The sequence below is a fragment of the Thiorhodococcus mannitoliphagus genome, assembly GCF_010915725.1.
In the GTDB taxonomy this organism is placed as follows: Bacteria; Pseudomonadota; Gammaproteobacteria; order Chromatiales; family Chromatiaceae; genus Thiorhodococcus; species Thiorhodococcus mannitoliphagus.
Window position 1 is genome coordinate 1 of record NZ_JAAIJR010000118.1, and the last position, 16391, is coordinate 16391.

Sequence of the window (16391 nt, forward strand, 5' to 3'; positions counted from 1 at the left end):
GTAACCGAGGGCATGAGGTTACATTCTAAGCGCCACGCCGCCGCATGGACTTTCTCCGCGCAGCGGCTTCGTCCAACACGGCGCTCAAGCCGACCCCGCGCGGTCCGCGCCGTGCCGGATCTCAATCGTCGTGCCGCGCGCGGGATGGCTTATCTTGGCCGTTGAGCGAATATAGAAGAACCCCAAAGAGGTAACACATGAACAGACTGCTAACAGCGATCATTGAAAAGGAAGATGATGGCTATGTCGCTTTGTGCCCGGAAGTAGATGTGGCTAGCCAGGGAGATTCTATTGCTGAGGCAAGGGATAATCTTAGAGACGCTCTCGAATTATTTTTTGAAGCGGCGTCAGAACACCAGATCGGCACACGACTACACAGGGAAGTCTATATAACTCAATTAGAGGTAACAGTTGGTTAAGCTGAAGGTTTTCTCGGGAAAGGAAATCTGTGGAATCCTCGAAAAGCAGGGGTTCGAGAAAGGGGCCTCGATCATCGTTTGGTCCAAGCGCACGACCGGTGGGAGCGGCGCCCTGCCGCGACGGTCGCGCGATCGCGGCGGGGCGCCGCTCCCACGTCGCTTTGCCTTGAAGGATTCACGGTGACGACTCAACCGACTGGACGGTTCGATGATCAACGCCGAGAAAGAAGAGGTCAAATCGCTACGTGAAAAACACAATTTTTCAACCGAAACAGCGATTCAAGACGTTGCCAGAGCATTGCGGCGGCATGTGGATGAAGAAGCCTTTGATAAATTGCTTGCACAACGACCGGAGGGTGCCGTTGAGTTTGGAAGCCATGATTGCTCATGCAAGAGGTTGTCTCGCAAAGTGTTTGCTTGTTGATGACAAAAAGGTGTTGTTCTTTACTCTATAGGCTCTTTTCTCTGCTGGATTGACGCGTTGGGCTGTTAATAAGTGAGCATCATTGAATTAATGACCATTTTTGGAATTATTGCTGCGCTAGCAGCAATCCCAAGTGCAAGTGTGGCACTTGTTGTTGCACGTTCTGCTGCCTTGGGTGTTGTGAATGGTCTTGCCGTATCCCTTGGTATTGTTCTTGGAGATTTGGTTTTTGTCGCTCTCGCTCTCTTTGGTCTATCTGCAGCTGCTGAAACAATGGGTGGCCTATTTTTCGTTATAAAGGTTTTAGGGGGCTTGTATCTTCTGTGGCTTGGGTTTTCGTTGTTAATAGTGAAGAGTTCAGCAAGAGTTAGAGTGAGTAAATCCAGCAAGAACAGTAGTTTGACTGCTAGTTTTGTTGCAGGCTTTCTTCTGACCCTTGGCGATATTAAAGCCATTATGTTGTATGCAAGCTTGTTTCCGATATTTATTGATTTGTCCGATATCAGAACATCTGAAGCCCTTGCTGTTGTGTTCATAACGATACTCGGCGTCGGTGGCGTTAAATGTGTATATGTCATATTTTCAAGTAGAGTGGCGGCCTTTGCCGAGAACAGCAATATGGAGGTTGCAGCAAGGAAAGCTGCGGGTGGTCTGATGGTTGGGGCGGGAGGCTCCTTAATTGTCACGGCCTAACGAATGAGGTTAGTTCGTCCGAACGAAGCCAGCGACGATGTCAGACGCACCGCAAACCGGCCCTATACTGGGCGCGTAGCTCGGCCCGGGTAAGGCTTAATTGCGATAGCCTATTGCGCCGCATGGTTGAGAGGCTGCTCACCCCAAGACACAAGGCACGCTGCATGTCCTTCACGCGTCGATCGGCTTCTTTGCGCCAGGAATCTGATGGATCTGTGCCAATGTCCTTTCGGCGCAAGACGCTGCGCTATTGCGCCCTACGAAGCAGAAACCCGCAAGGACGGCGTCCGCTTGAGCTTGGTTGATGGGATCAGGCCTGTGAAGTGCACGAAAAGTGAAGACAACGACGCCTGCCGGTTGCGACGTCCTCCGCGCTGCAAGAACCCGATATCGGCACCTGGCGCTGGCTCGGGCTGCACGCCATCGACACCGTCGGCCGGGTGCGTACCATGATCCTGCGCATTCAGGCGCTGCTGCTGCCGATCCAGGCCCCCGAAAGACCCGGAGCCGGGGAAGGTCCGAGAGGCACTGGCATCCGTAAGCGAAATCCATCGAACCTGACTCCGATGACCCGGGAGTGAATCCGCATGAACGCCATTCCGATGTTTGACCGGCTCGCCGGCTGTCGCGCCGACCCTTCTCCGACGGCCATGCAACGGCGTTGCATCAAGGCTGGTGCCGCGATCCTGGCTGCCCTTCTGATCGGCGGCTGCGCCACCAGCGCGCGTCAACTGATGCCGACCCCGACCCTGTACCAGCTGCCGGACGGGCAGCCAGTGTTCGATCCTGCCGTGGAGGCCAGCCATAGAAGGGGACAAAGCCCTGACCTGGATCTGCTCTTCATCACCGACCGCGCCCCGCCCACACCCGCGGAACTCGAGGAGCACGCCAAGGACGCGTCGCCGTTGCCCTACGGCCAAGAGCGTGCCAAGCATATCGCCTTCGGCTCCGCCCAGGTGCGGATGGTGCCGGCGCTAGACTGGAGTACGCTGCGTGCGCAGAGCCAGCTCGCCGAGCGCACCCGTGAGGTCAATCTGGAACTGGGTCAGGTGCGCGAATTGGGCGCCTTTCCGGATGAGCCCTACCAGGTCTCCAAGGGTCCGAACGGAAGGACCCTGCGCGACCGTGCCGAACTCGCGCGCCACTTTGCAGCCAAGGCCGACCTCCAGGCCGAGGTCGAGCGCAGGCTTGCGCAGTCCCCGAAGAAAGAGGTCATGCTCTACGTCCATGGCTTCAACGAGACCTTCGCCACCGCCGCCTATACCGCTGCGGAGTTGTGCCACTTCCTCGGTCGCGAGGAGGTCTGCGCCTTCTTCACATGGCCGGCCTCGACCACAGGTAATTTCCTGATCTCCTACACCACCACCACGGAGTCCGCCGACTACGCCGTTGCGCATCTCAAGAAGGCCATCCGCACGCTCGCGAGCACCCCCGGGGTCGAGCGGTTGCAGCTGCTTGCCCACAGTCGCGGCACGGCTCTGACCTTGCGGGCGGTGAGCGAGTTGGTGCGCGAGGCCATCGCCGCCGGCAAGGAACCGGTGGACCTCTACAAGATCGACAACCTGGTGCTGCTCTCGCCTGACATCGACGTGGACATCGCCGGTCAGGAGATCACAGGCTTCCTCTCCGATCCGGAGCTGATGACGGTCTGGCCGGAGGGGCGGCTGCCGCGCGTGCTTCAGGGTCGCTTGACCATCTATGCCTCGCCGGAGGATCGCGCCCTGCTGGTCTCCCGGATCCTGTTCCGTAGTCGCAACCGGGTCGGACAACTCCGTCCCGAGGATATTCCGGACAAGGCCCAGCGCTACTTCGAGACGGTCGGGCGCATCGATCTAATCTCCTACAAGGGCAAGCGCACGGACCTATTCGGCCACTCCTACTTCACCACCAATCCTCAGGTCAGCTCCGATCTGATCGAATTGGTCCGCTACGACAAGCAGTTGGGGGAGCCGGGGCGGGAGCTGGTCAAGACTGGACGGGTAACCTGGGAGTTTCCGGTCGACGGGGACAATGGACGATAGACGTCCCATCTTTTCTTCATCCGAGTGACACGAGGCGGCTCTTGAGCCTGAGCCGCCTCGTCCTGCGTATCGCTGTTTCGCTAAACCTTTTCCTTCTCCATTGGTCACGCCGATTTTTCATCTTATTGTAGGTGCTCATCGCTGAGCCCTTGCCAAGCCGCTGTTCGTGTTCGTGCTCCGGGGACAGACTTCCAGCGCAGTCAACGAGCGCGGGGGCGCGTTGTCTAGAGTCGGTGCGTCGTCGACGTGCGTATCGACTCACTTCGCGTGATCGCGAGCTTGTTGATATCATGATCCTCTTGTATGGCCATGAAACGACAAGGAAAGCAGGCTGGCTTTGTGAAGACGCGGCGAGATCAGTAAGAGAGGTTGCTATGACTTACAATCGGATGAAGGCCAAACCGATTCCTGGAGAGCACTGTCGTTTCTGCGGTGATGACAGCGCTCCACTGGTAAAAACTCCCTGTTGCGAGCAATGGATCTGTTGTGATACGGCTTACTTCTCTCATCGTGGAGGAGGTTATTGCCAATTCGAGCATGAAAGCTATAGCATTTGCCACTTTCATTATAATGAGAAACACCACGGTAAATGGCAGGATTGTGCGGAATGTCGGGACTTTTTCGGAGAAGAAGAGTTCGAGAGAATTTCCGATGATCCAATGAATACGCCGCGATACTGAGCGCAAGGCGTCCTTGGACGCTATCGCAAAAAGGGATTCATGCAGGGAAGGGCAGGTCTCGTATCCTAGGAGCCTGTCCGACTTAGGATGAATCGGCTGCGGAATCGGGAGAAGGGTCCCTTTCGCCCCGCTTTTTCGTTACATAGAACCACGATGCGCCTCAAAACCGGAACGAAATGGCCTCGCTCTCCCACTTCCTCGCTTCGAACCCCCCAAGTCGGACAGGCTCCTAGCATTCCGATGAAGGCAACATGGGAATAGACTAACGAAGCGAGCGACGATCTGATGAAACCTTTGTTGGACAAGCCCCCGTTGTTGGACAAGCCCCCTTTGTCGGACAAGCCCGTGATCGCGGCGGTGCGGGGCGGACGATGGGCGCGTGAGGGTCGGTCCGTTCTGAAGCTGATTTCTGAGTGGAATGGCTTCATCGGCGAGTCTGACGCCTCGGACGTCGGCGATGCGCTGTACGCCTTTGTCAGCACTGGCCGCCCGCTCGGCCGGGGGGCTTTGTTGAACCTCTGCAGCAACGTCTCTAGCGGCCTCTCAAGCGACAGAAGCCTGGACCCAATCCTCTGCAACGGGACGCTCACACCAGGGACCGCTTCCGGCGACCGGCGCGGGATTAGGTAATCTCTCACCGGGCCTGGAGGCGCGGGGCTCGAGTCGGAAATGGTTGTGCTGATTAGGCTTTCGCCAGGGCGCGTGCGTGGTAGGCCAGATGCTCACCGATGAAGGTGGCGATGAAGTGATAGCTGTGATCGTAGCCGGGATGCATCCTCAGGGTTAGGGGGAAGTCGTGCTCTTCACAGGCGCGCGATAGTGTTTCGGGCCTGAGTTGTCCGTCGCGGAGAAATTCGTCGTCCACACCCTGGTCGATCAGGAGCGGGATCGGTTGCGCGCCCGCGCGGATCAACTCGGTCGCATCCCACTCCTTCCAGGACGCGGTGTCGTCGCCCAGATAGGCCCCGAGGCAACCTCGGCCCCAGCCGCATTCGACCGGGTTGCAGATGGGTGCGAAGGCCGAGACCGAGCGGTAGAGGCCAGGATTCCTCAATGCGCTGATCAAGGCGCCGTGGCCGCCCATGGAGTGCCCGGTGATGGATCGCCGTCCGGGGATGAGCGGCAGCTCGCGTTCCACCAGGGCGGGCAGTTCCTGGTTCACGTAGTCGTACATCCGATAGTGTGCCGCCCAGGGCTGACGGGTGGCGTTGACGTAGAAACCGGCGCCTTGCCCCAGATCGTAACGTTCGGGTGCGTCGGCGACGCCGTCTCCGCGCGGGCTGGTATCCGGCATCACCAGCGCCAGCCCCAAGTCGGCGGCGTAGCGCTGGGCGCCGGCCTTGACCCGGACATTGTCGTCGGTGCAGGTCAGACCGGAGAGAAAGTAGACGGCGGGCACCGGCGCGGATTCGGCCCGTGGCGGCAGATAGACCGAGAAGGTCATCGAGCAGTGGCAGCTGTCGGAGTCGTGCCTGTAGCGGTCCAGCCAGCCGCCGAATTCGCGGATGCGTTCGATCCGTTCGATCCGTTCGATCCGTTCCATGTCAATCTCCTCAAAAAACGATGACGGAGCGAATGCTCTCGCCGCTGTGCATCAGATCGAAGGCGCGGTTGATGTCCTCCAGCGGCATCCTGTGGGTTACCATCCGGTCCACCTCGATCTCACCCGCCAGGTAGCGATCGACATAGCCTGGCAGTTGGCTGCGGCCCTTCACGCCGCCAAAGGCTGTGCCCTTCCAGGTGCGCCCGGTCACCAGTTGGAAGGGTCGGGTGCGGATCTCCTGCCCGGCGCCGGCCACGCCGATGATGGTCGAGACCCCCCAGCCCATATGGCAGCATTCCAGGGCCTCGCGCATCACGTCCACATTGCCGATGCACTCGAAGGAATAGTCGACGCCGCCCTGGGTCATCTCGACGATGGCTTCGGTGACGCTGCCGGTCAGATCCCTCGGGTTGATGCAGTCGGTGGCGCCCAGTTGTCGCGCCATCTCGAACTTGTCCGGATTCATGTCGATGGCGATGATGCGCGCCGCCTTGGCCATCACCGCGCCCTGCACGACCGACAGACCGATGCCGCCGAGACCGAAGACGGCGACCGTCGAGCCTGGCTCAACCTTGGCCGTGTTCAGCACCGCACCGATGCCGGTGGTGATGCCGCAGCCGAGCAGGCAGACCTTGTCCAGCGGCGCCGCCGGGTTGATCTTGGCGAGCGCGATCTCCGGAACCACCGTGTATTCGGAGAAGGTCGAGCAGCCCATGTAGTGGAAGATCGGCTTGCCGTTCTGGGAGAAGCGGCGGGTGCCGTCCGGCATGTAGCCCGTCCAGACCGTCGAGGCGATGGACTGGCAGAGATTGGTCTTGGGGGAGTGGCAGTAGTCGCACTCACCGCACTCCGGGATGTAGAGCGGGATGACGTGGTCGCCCGGCTTCAGACTCGTGACGCCCGGTCCGCATTCCAGCACCTCGCAGCCGCCCTCATGGCCGAGCACGCAGGGAAAGGCGCCCTCCGGATCCTGGCCGGACAGCGTGAAGGCATCGGTGTGGCAGACCCCGGAGGCGACGACCTTCAGCAGGACCTCGCCCGCCTTTGGGCCTTCGACGTCGATCTCTTCGATGGACAGGGGCTTCATGGGCTCCCAGGCGACGGCGGCTCTGGCTTTCATGGGCATCTCCGGGGTGATGGTGGTGGTACAGATCGAGCGATATGGCGCTCTGATCTACTGCAGGCACTCCAGAGTATCCTAGATCCAGCGGTTGGACGGTATCCAGAGCATCGGAGTGGGGTCAGGTCTCGCATCGTGGCATTCCGATGAAGGCAAGAAGCAATAGCCTAGCGGACAAGGTTAGAGCGTTCGCGCGAAGCGAGCGACGATCTGAACTCTTTGTTGGACAAGCCAGTTGTTGGACAGGCCCGTGATCTTGGCGGTGCGGAGCGGACGATGGGCTCCTGAGGGTCGCTCTGCGTCTGAAGCGGATCTCTGACTGGAATCGCTTTATAGGCGATTTGCTGCACGCCCATGCCAGCAACCGGCCCGTCCGCTTTGTCCGGATTCCTTTGTCGAAGCTCTGGGGCAACGCTTCAAGCGGCCTCTCAAGCGATAGAAGCCTGGACCCGAGCCTCTGCAACGGGACTCTCACATCCGGGATCTCCTCGAGTTACTGGAGCGGACTTCGGTAAACTGTCACCGGAACTGCGCGCCATGCTCTTGATCGCCCTTGGTGTCGGCCTTATCACGCCTGTCCTGGTCTGGCTCCCAAGTCTCGCATTTCCCTTGACGTCGGTGCGGCTCGAGGTCTTGAACATCGTTCCGGCCGGCTGCAAAGCTGACTCTGTAGTCAGGCCATCTTGGCCTGACGATCTCAGGGCTAGAAGCCCTGACTACAGATAGGCACAAGCGATCGGCCGAGACGATGATCAAGGCCCGCCGCGATGCCATCTGCACTGCTCTCTGTTGTGTTGGCTCGCCGCTACGGATGCGATGCCGAGTTGGCCTCGAAGCTGGTGTTGGCGACCAGCCTCGGCTGCGTGGTGAGCATTCTGCTGATGTCAAAGCTGCTGTGGCCAAGCTGACCGACGGCTCATCATGTCCGCTGTGCCATGCGGCGTCATCCGGCATTCCGTTGCACTCAATACATTCCGTTGCACTCAATGTGAGAATATCGAATGTTAAAGCATCCGAACGAAGCGCGAACCCAATTGCTAGCCACCGTGACGGGTGAGCTGTCGCAACCGGTCAGGATTTACTTCAATGTGCCTGATAAGAATGCGGTGAACAAGAAATTTAGATCGCTCAAGTGTATGCAGAGCGATCTCGTGAGAAAACGTTGGACGTGGCTGTTCGAGGGAGAAGCCAAAAAACTGGAATTCGATAAGGGCTACGCCGAAATCCCGAAGAAGCTCAGGCCGATCATTATCGGCAGTTTCTATTTTCGTCCGCCAGCGGAAATGTATTTGGATGTCCGTTCCATCGAGCGGGCAATCCATGCTATCACTTTTTTTGATCGGCTCTTAGGACGTAAGATCGCCGAGATGACCGAATTTTCCGTGGTCAATAGACTACTCAGCGCTACTGAATATCAAGTCGACTTTAAACATTTTTTCAAGGAAGAAGTTCGGTTGAGTCCCGATCATTTGCTTGACCAGCTCAAGTCCAATCCTTTAGAAGCGTTGCAGTTATTGGGGCAAGAGATGGACAAGCCAGAGCCCGAGGTCGTCAGGATGCCGCTGAATTATTATTCCGATGGGATCGAGGGAATTAAGAGTGCGCTGAGAATGCGCCAGTATGTCGCGCTTGAGAAGTGGAAGGGGAATGCTGTCTCTTCTAAAGATGTGTTTGAAAGAATCTTTGGTCAATTGTCGCAGCCCTCCACCCTTCCATCCGGGAAACAGGATCAGTCCCTGTAGGTTGAAGTGAGCGAACGCGAAGCCGATCGTTAGGCAGTTCCGGGAAGCAGCTGCCCTTCCGAGGACAGTGCGGCCCGGCAAGGGCCAGCTCCAACCGCATTGAGGACAGCCTCCAAGGGGAGGCCCAGACGGCCCAGAGCTGAGACGAAACTGCACACCGAGCCAATGATGCTGCCCGGCGGTCATTCTTGTTGCGCGCTGACCTTCCACTGGCTGCCGCTAGCCGAAGCGGTGCCTACTCGGCTTTGGCTTTGGCCGTGGGTTTCTTTTTGCTGGCTGGGCGCTTCTGTTTTGTATCCCCGCTCTCGGGGCGGGTTGCTGTCTTTTTGCGCGTGCCGGCTCCTTGCGTCTTCGCGGGTCCTTCGGAGATCGCAAGCAGCAGCCCTAGGCTGATGAAGCTGGTGACGAGGCTGCTGCCGCCGTGACTGATGAAGGGCAGTGTGATCCCCGTCAGCGGGATGAATTTTGTCACGCCGCCGAGGTTGAGGAAGGTCTGGGTGGCGAGCACGGTGGTCAGCCCGATACAGACGAGGCGGCCGAAGTTGGAGCGCGTCTGGTCGGCGATGCCGAGTCCGCGGCTGAAGAAGATGAGGAAGAAGATCACGATCAAGGTGCAGCCGACGAAGCCCAGCTCTTCGCCGATGACCGAGTAGATGAAGTCCGACTGTGCGATGGGCGTGTATTCTGGATTGCCCTCGCCGAAGCCCTCGCCCCAGAGCCCGCCTGAGTACATCCCCGTGAGTCCTTGGAGGATTTGCCAGCTATTGCCCGTAGGATCCTCGAAGGGCATGAGCCAGGCTTGGATGCGTCGCTGGCCGTGCGAGAAAAGGCTGAGCATCAGATAGCCAGCGGCGGTTGCCGCTAAGCCGCCGAGGACCATGTAGCCAAGCCGCTGGGTGCCCACCAAGAGCATGACCAGCAAGGTGACGCTGAGGATGACGAACATGCCCAGATCGCGCTGCAGCAAGAGCAGGGCGGTCAGCCCCGCCCAAAAGACGCCAAGCGGCAGCAGTGCCTTTAACGGTGGTCGGGGAAAGCCCTTGCCCCAGTTCGCGAGCGGTTTGGCATTGCGGTCGACGAAGCTTGCGAGAAAGAGCACGACGGTGACCTTGAGGAACTCGGTCGGGGTGATGAGTCCGGCGCCATAGACCCCGCCACGGTATCGCTGCCCAAGCGCGAGCAGGGCGGCGACCAGCAGTAGGGAGAGTCCGGCCCAGATCCAGAGTCCGTCTTTGAGGCGCTCATAGCGGCCGCGCATGAGCGCAAGGCAGACGGCCAGCATCAGGGCGATGCTGCCAGGAAAGAGATAGAGGCTGGCGCTGGTCGGATCGGAGAGGTCCAGTGTCCCCATCCGATATTGCGCGAGCAGTCCGAAGCCGGCGAGGAAGGCCAGGCTGCTCAAGAGGATCTGGTCGCCGTGGAAACGGGCGGCGACGAGGGTGATGTGCATCACGGCCAAGCAGGCCCCATAGATTGCGAAGGGTGCCAGGTCCATGACCTTGAAGGGCTGCCCTTCCGCGTAGCCCGATCCGAGCACCATCATGAAGCCGAGGCTGATGGCGAGCGCGCAGATCGTCAGCAGATGTCGCTCCGGCCAGCGCAATGCCCAAGCCTCGCTTAGGGTCGTGGGACGGCTGGGCGCCTTGCCTTTCACGCTCATGGGTCGATTGCTCTCAAGACTCGACTGGCCTGAGCCAGGTGCTTTGGGGTCATCGAATGAGACCCATCTCTTGGGCGCGGATCAGCAGATCGCGCGCGATGGGTGCGGCCACGGCGGAGCCGTAACCGCCTTGTTCGACCAAGACGGCCACGGCGAGCTGAGGGCGCTCGGCTGGCGCGAAGCCGACGAACCAACTATGCGGGTCGCCTTGCGGGTTCTCTGCGGTGCCTGTCTTGCCGGAGATGGCGAGTCGGGGATCATTGATGCCGCGAGCGGTGCCCTCAGTCACCACGCTGCGCATCATTGACGCAAGCTGGCGTGCCGTCGCAGCGGACATGAAGCGCCCGAGCGGCGCGCTGGATGCCGCGTCGATGAGGCGGGGTCTGACGGCGATGCCTTGATTGGCGACCGAGGCGGCCAGCAAGGCCATGTAGGCCGGGGTGACGAGAATGCGTCCCTGACCGATGGACAGCTGCGCCAGCCCATACTTGTCCGAATCCGCGATGCGGGCCAACTCGCCGGTGCGCAGGCTGAAGCGTCCATAGGGGGTCTCGTGCAGCGTGATGTTGCGATTCAGCAGCATCCTATCGGTCATGGCGTAGAAGGTGTCATGGCCATAGCCGGCGCCGAGCTGCGCAAAGAAGACATTGGACGACTTGCTGAATGCCTTGGCGAGTCCGATGCGGCCGTAGCCGCGCCAGACCTCGCCGTGCTGACGTGCGCTGTAGTATTCGTGATCGCGAATCCGGCGGTAGGCGGAGGAGGTCGTGAAGCCTTCTGCCGGGCAGTCCAGCGTGCCCTGGAAGCCTTGCTCGATGGCCATGGCGGCGACGGCGATCTTGAAGGTCGACCCGGGCGGATAGAGTCCCTGGGTCGCCCGGTTGAGCAGGGGGGCGCTCGGACCGCGCTTGAGAAAGAGTGCGGAATCGATGTGGTTCGGATCATAGGCGGGCTGGCTTGCCAAGACGCGCACAGCGCCGTCTTGCGGGCTCAGCAGCACCACGGCACCGCGATTGTCGCCCAACCGCTCGATGGCCAGCCGCTGCAGTTCCGCATCCAAGGTGAGCACCAGGTCCTTGCCCTTGGGGCGTTTGTCCCCTGCCACGATCTGGCGTCCTAGCTCGCCCCAGTCGTCGAGACTGGTCGGCTCCCCGCCGTTGAGATGAACGCTGGCAACCGCCTCCATGCCGGTCGCGCCGAATCTGGGCTGGGTGTAGCCGACGACTGGCGCAAAGATCGGCCCATCCGGGTAGATGCGCTCGACCTGCCCGTTGCGCTCCCGCGTGTAGGCGAGCGCCTCACCCTTGCGGTCCAGGATGCGCCCGCGCTGGATCCGGTGTGCCGGATTGAAGCCGCGGCGATCATGCAGCTGCATGAAGCTGATGAATTCTGGCCGGTAGACGCCGGTGAGCTGCCAAGTCGCCTGGTAGATGAGGAGTCCTCCGAACAGCAGGGTCAGCAGGACGAAGGCGACACGGAATCTCCCCTTGGGCTTGGGCAGATTGCGCAGCCGTGCCAGGTCGCGCAGTCCGACCAGCTCCTTGAGGAGAAAGAAGACGGCGAGAAAGAAGGCGACGTGGAGCACCAGTCGCACGGCTGACCAAAGGCTGGGGTCGAGCGGGAGCGTCATCTCAGCGAGCAGGTCGCGCCCTTGATGCCCAGTCGCAAGCCGTTTCGCTCAAAGGCTGGTCTTGGCGTCAGGCGTTGGGGTAAAGCCCGAACCGGCGCACAGGGGCAGCTGGATGAAGCCGTCCTTCAGCACTGGCGCGGAGCCGAGATCCTGAGCGAGCCAGTCGGAGGTGGACAGCCCGTGCGGGATCGAGCTGCGGGTTGCCGCGGCGAGCTGGGCCGTTGGCCATAGCCCCGCGGCGGTCTCGATCAGGCTGGTGATGACCACCTCCATGCCGGCATCCGTCGCCGCGCGCGCGACGTCCAAGGTGCGTTGTAGGCCGCCAAGGACGGCCGGCTTGAGCACCAGACGGCGCACGCCGAGGCTCGTCATGTCGGTCTCGGCGTCGAGTCGTCTTCGCAGGGACTCATCCCTGGCAAGCGGGAAGGGGATGCCGGACTGGAGTTCGGCGAGCTGCTCGGACGTGGGCTCGCGCAAGGGCTCCTCGAGCGACTCGATGGGCAAGCGCGCAAGGGCGTCGACCATGGACTTGGCCTGGTCGAAGCTCCAGGCGCCATTGGCATCGAGTCTGAGACCGAGGTCGGGCGGGATCAGCTCGAACAGTTCCGCGAGCCGTTCGAGTTCGATCGCGGGGTCCTCGATACCGACCTTGATCTTCAAGACGTGGAAGCCTTGGTCGTAGTATTCCCGGGCCGCCTCAGCGGTCACCGACGCGAGCGGGCCGGCCGCGATGTTGACGGGGAGGCGGTCTCGCGCGGCGGCCGACAGATGGCGTCGGAGCGACACACGGGCGCGCTTGCTGATCAGGTCGAGCAAGGCACACTCCAGCGCGAAGCGCGTCGCGGGCAGGGCGTCCAGCTCCGATCCAATCTCCTCCATCAGACTTTCCGGTTTGGTGCCCCTGAGTCTTTCCTGGAGTTCGGGCAGCTGCTGCTCCGCCTGCTCCAGGGTTTCCGTGCCGGCTTCTGGGAGCGGCGCGCAGTCGCCGAAGCCGCGCAGGCTCTCTGAGCGGACCTCGATCATGAATCCGTAACGCCGCGCGAACCGGCCCTTAGCGCTCTCCCAAGGACGTCGGAGCGGGAGATCATAGGGGTGGATGAGGAGTTGCTCGCTCATGGCGTAGAGTGGATGGCGAAGCCGAGGATCATCAAGGCGACCAACACGGCCTGATACTGAGCGGTTCGCGCCAGTTGTTGATTGAGCGCCGTGCCGAGCGCGCCACGAAAGAGCCGGATGCTGAGCAAGCCGGCGAACGGCAGCGCGGCCAGCAAGGGCCAGCGGGCGCCGGGGAGGTCCGTCAGCATGAGGATGGCAACGGGCGCGACGAGCAGCAGGGTATAGACATATCTGGCGCGAGGGCGGCCGAGAGAGTGGCACAGTGTCGCGCGGCCGCCGGCTTCGTCCGTCTCTAAATCCCGGTAATTGTTGATCAGCAGCACGGCTGCGGCAGGCAGCCCCAATGCCAGGCCCGTCAGCAAGGGTGTCCAGCCGAATGACAGGGTCTGCAGGTAATAGGTCCCGCCGACGGCGGCCAGGCCGAAGAAGGCTAAGACATAGAGTTCGCCGAAGGGGCCGTAGGCGATGGGTCGCGGGCCGCTGGTGTAGGCATAGCCGGCGGCGAGCGACGCAAGCCCGACCACCAGGATGGGGAGGCCGCCGCGCGTGAGCAGCGCCAATCCGAGCACGAAGGCGAGTGCGAACATGAGGTGGGCGGCCAGCTTGACCTGCCGTGCCGTCAGCCAGCCTTGCGCCGTGGCGCGCGGCGGTCCCACGCGATCCTCGGTGTCCGTGCCGCGCTCGAAGTCTGCCGCATCATTGTGGAGGTTGGTCCCGATCTGAATGGCCACGGCGGCGACCAGGGTGCAGAGTGCGGCCCAGATGGACAGCGCGCCGGTCTCGGCGACGGCAAGGGCAATCCCCGCGATCACCGGCGTCAGCGTCAAGGGCAGCGTCTTGGGGCGCGCCGCCGCGACCCAGCGCGCGGCCAAGGTTGGGACCTGCGGCACGGGTTCGGGCATCGTGATCTCTTGGGCTTCGGTCATGCTGCGGACTTTTTTTAGTTGGCGGTTGTCAGTTGTCAGTTGGCAGTTGGCAGTTGTCAGTTGGCAGTTGTCAGTTGTCAGTTGTCAGTTGTCAGTTGGCAGGTGTCAGTTAGCAGTTAGCAGTTAGCAGTTGTCAGTTGGCAGTTAGCAGTTGGCAGGTGTCAGGGATCGGGGCTTCGCGCGCTTCTAGGTTGCATCCTGCAATATCCTGTGAAGTCTGTCCATTTGAGGCTGGCCTGCCAGGGGCGCGGCAGCCTAGTGGTCAGGGGCGCCGTGGGAACTTCTGGAAATCGGGGGCGCGCTTCTGGACGAAGGCGTCGCGTCCCTCTTGCCCTTCGGCCGTGGTGTAGAAGAGGGCGGTGGCGTTGCCTGCCAGCTCTTGGATGCCGGCGAGTCCATCGGTGTCTGCGTTGAAGGCGGACTTGAGCACGCGCAAGGCGGTCGGCGACAGCTGGTTCATCCGCCTGCACCAATCGACGGTGACGGTCTCCAGCTCGGCGAGCGGTACGACTGTGTTGACCAGACCCATGTCGAGTGCCTCTTGCGCGTCATACTGTCGGCAGAGAAACCAGATCTCCTTGGCCTTCTTGAGGCCGACGGTGCGCGCCATGAGGCCCGCCCCGAAGCCGCCGTCGAAGCTTCCAACCTTGGGGCCAGTTTGACCGAAGCGGGCATTGTCGGCGGCGATGCTGAGATCGCAGATGAGGTGTAGCACATGTCCGCCGCCGATGGCATAGCCGGCGACCATGGCGACCACGGGCTTGGGCAGGGTGCGGATCTGGCGTTGCAGTTCGAGCACGTTGAGGTGCTCGACGCCGGCCTCGTCCTTATAGCCCTCGTGCCCGCGGATCCGCTGATCGCCGCCGGAGCAGAAGGCCAGGTCGCCGGCGCCCGTGAGGATGATGACGCCGATCTCGGGGTCCATGTGCGCCCGGTGGAAGGCATCGATCAGCTCGCGCACCGTCTGGGGGCGAAAGGCATTGCGGACCTCTGGCCGGTTGATGGTGATCTTGGCGATGTGCTCGGCGTGCTGGTAGAGGATGTCCCCGTAGGCACAATCCGCGGGCGTTTCCCAAAGGATCGGTTCGCCTCCGGTGGTGGAATCCTCCCGTGTGGTCTGCATGCGTGCTAGCTCCGACTGTAGTCAACTGGGTCTAAGGCTGTGCCCAAAAGGCGTTGCGCTTAATGGTCTTGGGATCAAATGGTTTCGGGATTGAGAAAGTGTCCATCAACTGTTTCCCGATGCGAGCGATGCTGCCAGAAATCCCGCCTACCCCCCTTTGCGAAAGGGGGGAAGTTGTTGATGGACGCTTTCTAAGTGGTCTTGGGATTCGAGAAATAGGGTCGCTTGACTGCCATCAGGTAGATGCGGCTGAATTTCCGCTTGAGGTCCGCCTCTTCGCGCGCTGGGCGGGTGCCGTAAAGCTCATACGCCAGTCCAAAACCGGCGTCTTCCAGGGCTGTGATCAAGGCATCCTTGGTCAACCAGAAGGATCTGTAGTTCGACACCGAGGCCCAGGCGTCGTCTGAATGCCCCCCTTCCGGATACTCGTCGTACCACCGGCCCGAGTAGGACTCCCCGTGATGCTGGACGGTTTCGTAGTCGGAGAGACTCTCACGGAAGACGCACTCATCCAATGTGTCGTCCGGCGGGGCAATGTGCGTATCGAGAAAGAGGGCACTGCGGTCGTGCGTCAATGCCGCCAGCAGGTGGAGGAAATCGACCGGGTCGTCCAGGTGATAGAAGAGGCCGCAGCAAACCACGGCATCGAAGCGGCCGTGGCGCTCGGGGCTCAGGTTCTTGACGTCCAGATGCTCGAATCTGAGGTTCGGCAGCGCGTAATAGTGCTCGATCAGCTGGCAGCGTTGGTAGTTCGACTCCCGTCCTTCGACGCCGAGGACGTCGAATCCCGCTCGCGCCATCTCGAAGGACAGGCCGCCTTCCAGACAGCCGAGATCGACCAGCCTGCCTCGGTATCCTTCTCCATCCTCTGGGCCTGGTCCCAAGAGCAGATCCATGCACTGCCTGATGGCGCGGGTGCGCGGCTCGTCACCGATCAGGGGGCGGTCGGGTCCGGGCAGCGTCGCGCTCTGAGCCGTGAGCGGAATGTTATGGGATGTCCAGTCCGCCTTCCGGATCTGCTCCAGAGCCTCCGTCTTGGGTGATCGCCATCTTGCTTCAATCAAGCGCTCAATGCTTAACATGAGAGGGGGCTCCTTTGCCGGCAAGGATTTGGTGCAGTCTTAGAGGCTGTCTGAAAAACCTACAAGGGGCGACTTTAGTCGCCCTTGGCACTGGCGGGAGGGCGAATGAATTCGCCCCTTGTATGTTCTGTTCTCAGGGATTGATAAGGAGGAGTGATAAACGGAGTTTATGAAGAGAGCCCGGGAAGCCGTTCGCCCCTGAAGCCTGGACG

Annotated in this window: 14 protein-coding genes; 6 read left to right on the plus strand and 8 right to left on the minus strand. The window is 61.0% G+C overall.

Translation table 11 applies throughout. The features are described from left to right. The first annotated feature begins 197 nt into the window (after positions 1-197). The 4 genes from G3480_RS20675 (at position 198) to G3480_RS20690 (ending at position 3557) form a co-directional block, all read left to right on the plus strand. Entirely contained in the window at positions 198-419 is a 222-nt protein-coding gene (locus G3480_RS20675) for a type II toxin-antitoxin system HicB family antitoxin (protein ID WP_164655790.1), read from the plus strand. 208 nt (positions 420-627) lie between these two features. Further along, complete coding sequence (locus G3480_RS20680) at positions 628-843, plus strand: DUF2267 domain-containing protein (protein WP_206171818.1); 216 nt, start codon at positions 628-630, stop codon at positions 841-843. A gap of 72 nt (positions 844-915) precedes the next feature. Beyond that, positions 916-1536, plus strand: coding sequence for a LysE family translocator (locus G3480_RS20685; RefSeq protein ID WP_338114190.1), 621 nt, complete (start codon positions 916-918; stop codon positions 1534-1536). Between the two features lie 650 nt (positions 1537-2186). Beyond that, positions 2187-3557 (plus strand): alpha/beta hydrolase, encoded by a 1371-nt coding sequence (locus G3480_RS20690; RefSeq protein WP_164655799.1) that lies wholly within the window; start codon positions 2187-2189, stop codon positions 3555-3557. A 1362-nt stretch (positions 3558-4919) separates the two neighbouring features. On the opposite strand, the gene fghA is transcribed toward G3480_RS20690, so the two are convergent. Beyond that, complete coding sequence (fghA, locus tag G3480_RS20695) at positions 4920-5780, minus strand: S-formylglutathione hydrolase (RefSeq protein ID WP_206171819.1); 861 nt, start codon at positions 5778-5780, stop codon at positions 4920-4922. Between the two features lie 10 nt (positions 5781-5790). Continuing rightward, positions 5791-6900, minus strand: coding sequence for an S-(hydroxymethyl)glutathione dehydrogenase/class III alcohol dehydrogenase (locus G3480_RS20700; protein WP_164655791.1), 1110 nt, complete (start codon positions 6898-6900; stop codon positions 5791-5793). 767 nt (positions 6901-7667) lie between these two features. Here G3480_RS20700 and G3480_RS29595 point away from each other — a divergent pair. Beyond that, positions 7668-7808 carry a hypothetical protein gene (locus tag G3480_RS29595; RefSeq protein ID WP_420824635.1) on the plus strand — a complete coding sequence of 47 codons (141 nt, stop codon included), beginning with the start codon at positions 7668-7670 and terminating at the stop codon, positions 7806-7808. 93 nt (positions 7809-7901) lie between these two features. Beyond that, positions 7902-8642, plus strand: a complete 741-nt coding sequence (locus tag G3480_RS20705) for a polysaccharide deacetylase family protein (protein WP_164655792.1) — start codon at positions 7902-7904, stop codon at positions 8640-8642. A 235-nt stretch (positions 8643-8877) separates the two neighbouring features. Here the strand turns inward: G3480_RS20705 and G3480_RS20710 are convergent, their stop codons facing one another. From G3480_RS20710 to G3480_RS20735, 6 genes are all read right to left on the minus strand, one after another. Continuing rightward, on the minus strand, positions 8878-10302 hold the full coding sequence (locus tag G3480_RS20710) for an FtsW/RodA/SpoVE family cell cycle protein (protein ID WP_164655793.1): 1425 nt from the start codon (positions 10300-10302) through the stop codon (positions 8878-8880). Between the two features lie 49 nt (positions 10303-10351). Beyond that, on the minus strand, positions 10352-11932 hold the full coding sequence (locus tag G3480_RS20715; protein WP_164655794.1) for a peptidoglycan D,D-transpeptidase FtsI family protein: 1581 nt from the start codon (positions 11930-11932) through the stop codon (positions 10352-10354). Positions 11933-11980: 48 nt separating this feature from the next. Further along, positions 11981-13048 (minus strand): o-succinylbenzoate synthase, encoded by a 1068-nt coding sequence (gene menC / locus G3480_RS20720; RefSeq protein WP_164655795.1) that lies wholly within the window; start codon positions 13046-13048, stop codon positions 11981-11983. Next, a complete protein-coding gene (menA, locus tag G3480_RS20725; RefSeq protein ID WP_164655801.1) occupies positions 13045-13950 on the minus strand; it encodes a 1,4-dihydroxy-2-naphthoate octaprenyltransferase in 906 nt (301 codons plus the stop codon). Before menA ends, menC begins: the two co-directional genes overlap by 4 nt. Positions 13951-14236: 286 nt before the next feature. Beyond that, entirely contained in the window at positions 14237-15097 is an 861-nt protein-coding gene (gene menB, locus G3480_RS20730; protein ID WP_164655796.1) for a 1,4-dihydroxy-2-naphthoyl-CoA synthase, read from the minus strand. Positions 15098-15288: 191 nt separating this feature from the next. Continuing rightward, positions 15289-16179: a class I SAM-dependent methyltransferase gene (locus tag G3480_RS20735; protein WP_164655797.1), complete on the minus strand. Its 891-nt coding sequence runs from the start codon at positions 16177-16179 to the stop codon at positions 15289-15291. Positions 16180-16391 lie beyond the last annotated feature (212 nt).

What these genes read in the sequence shown, in the direction of transcription:
- G3480_RS20675 (WP_164655790.1), top strand. Translation starts at nt 198, where the DNA reads ATGAACAGACTGCTAACAGCGATCATTGAAAAGGAAGATGATGGCTAT.
- G3480_RS20680 (WP_206171818.1), top strand. Translation starts at nt 628, where the DNA reads ATGATCAACGCCGAGAAAGAAGAGGTCAAATCGCTACGTGAAAAACAC.
- G3480_RS20690 (WP_164655799.1), top strand. Translation starts at nt 2,187, where the DNA reads ATGCAACGGCGTTGCATCAAGGCTGGTGCCGCGATCCTGGCTGCCCTT.
- fghA (WP_206171819.1), bottom strand. Translation starts at nt 5,780, where the DNA reads ATGGAACGGATCGAACGGATCGAACGGATCGAACGCATCCGCGAATTC.
- G3480_RS20700 (WP_164655791.1), bottom strand. Translation starts at nt 6,900, where the DNA reads ATGAAAGCCAGAGCCGCCGTCGCCTGGGAGCCCATGAAGCCCCTGTCC.
- G3480_RS29595 (WP_420824635.1), top strand. Translation starts at nt 7,668, where the DNA reads ATGCCATCTGCACTGCTCTCTGTTGTGTTGGCTCGCCGCTACGGATGC.
- G3480_RS20705 (WP_164655792.1), top strand. Translation starts at nt 7,902, where the DNA reads ATGTTAAAGCATCCGAACGAAGCGCGAACCCAATTGCTAGCCACCGTG.
- G3480_RS20710 (WP_164655793.1), bottom strand. Translation starts at nt 10,302, where the DNA reads ATGAGCGTGAAAGGCAAGGCGCCCAGCCGTCCCACGACCCTAAGCGAG.
- G3480_RS20715 (WP_164655794.1), bottom strand. Translation starts at nt 11,932, where the DNA reads ATGACGCTCCCGCTCGACCCCAGCCTTTGGTCAGCCGTGCGACTGGTG.
- menC (WP_164655795.1), bottom strand. Translation starts at nt 13,048, where the DNA reads ATGAGCGAGCAACTCCTCATCCACCCCTATGATCTCCCGCTCCGACGT.
- menA (WP_164655801.1), bottom strand. Translation starts at nt 13,950, where the DNA reads ATGCCCGAACCCGTGCCGCAGGTCCCAACCTTGGCCGCGCGCTGGGTC.
- menB (WP_164655796.1), bottom strand. Translation starts at nt 15,097, where the DNA reads ATGCAGACCACACGGGAGGATTCCACCACCGGAGGCGAACCGATCCTT.
- G3480_RS20735 (WP_164655797.1), bottom strand. Translation starts at nt 16,179, where the DNA reads ATGTTAAGCATTGAGCGCTTGATTGAAGCAAGATGGCGATCACCCAAG.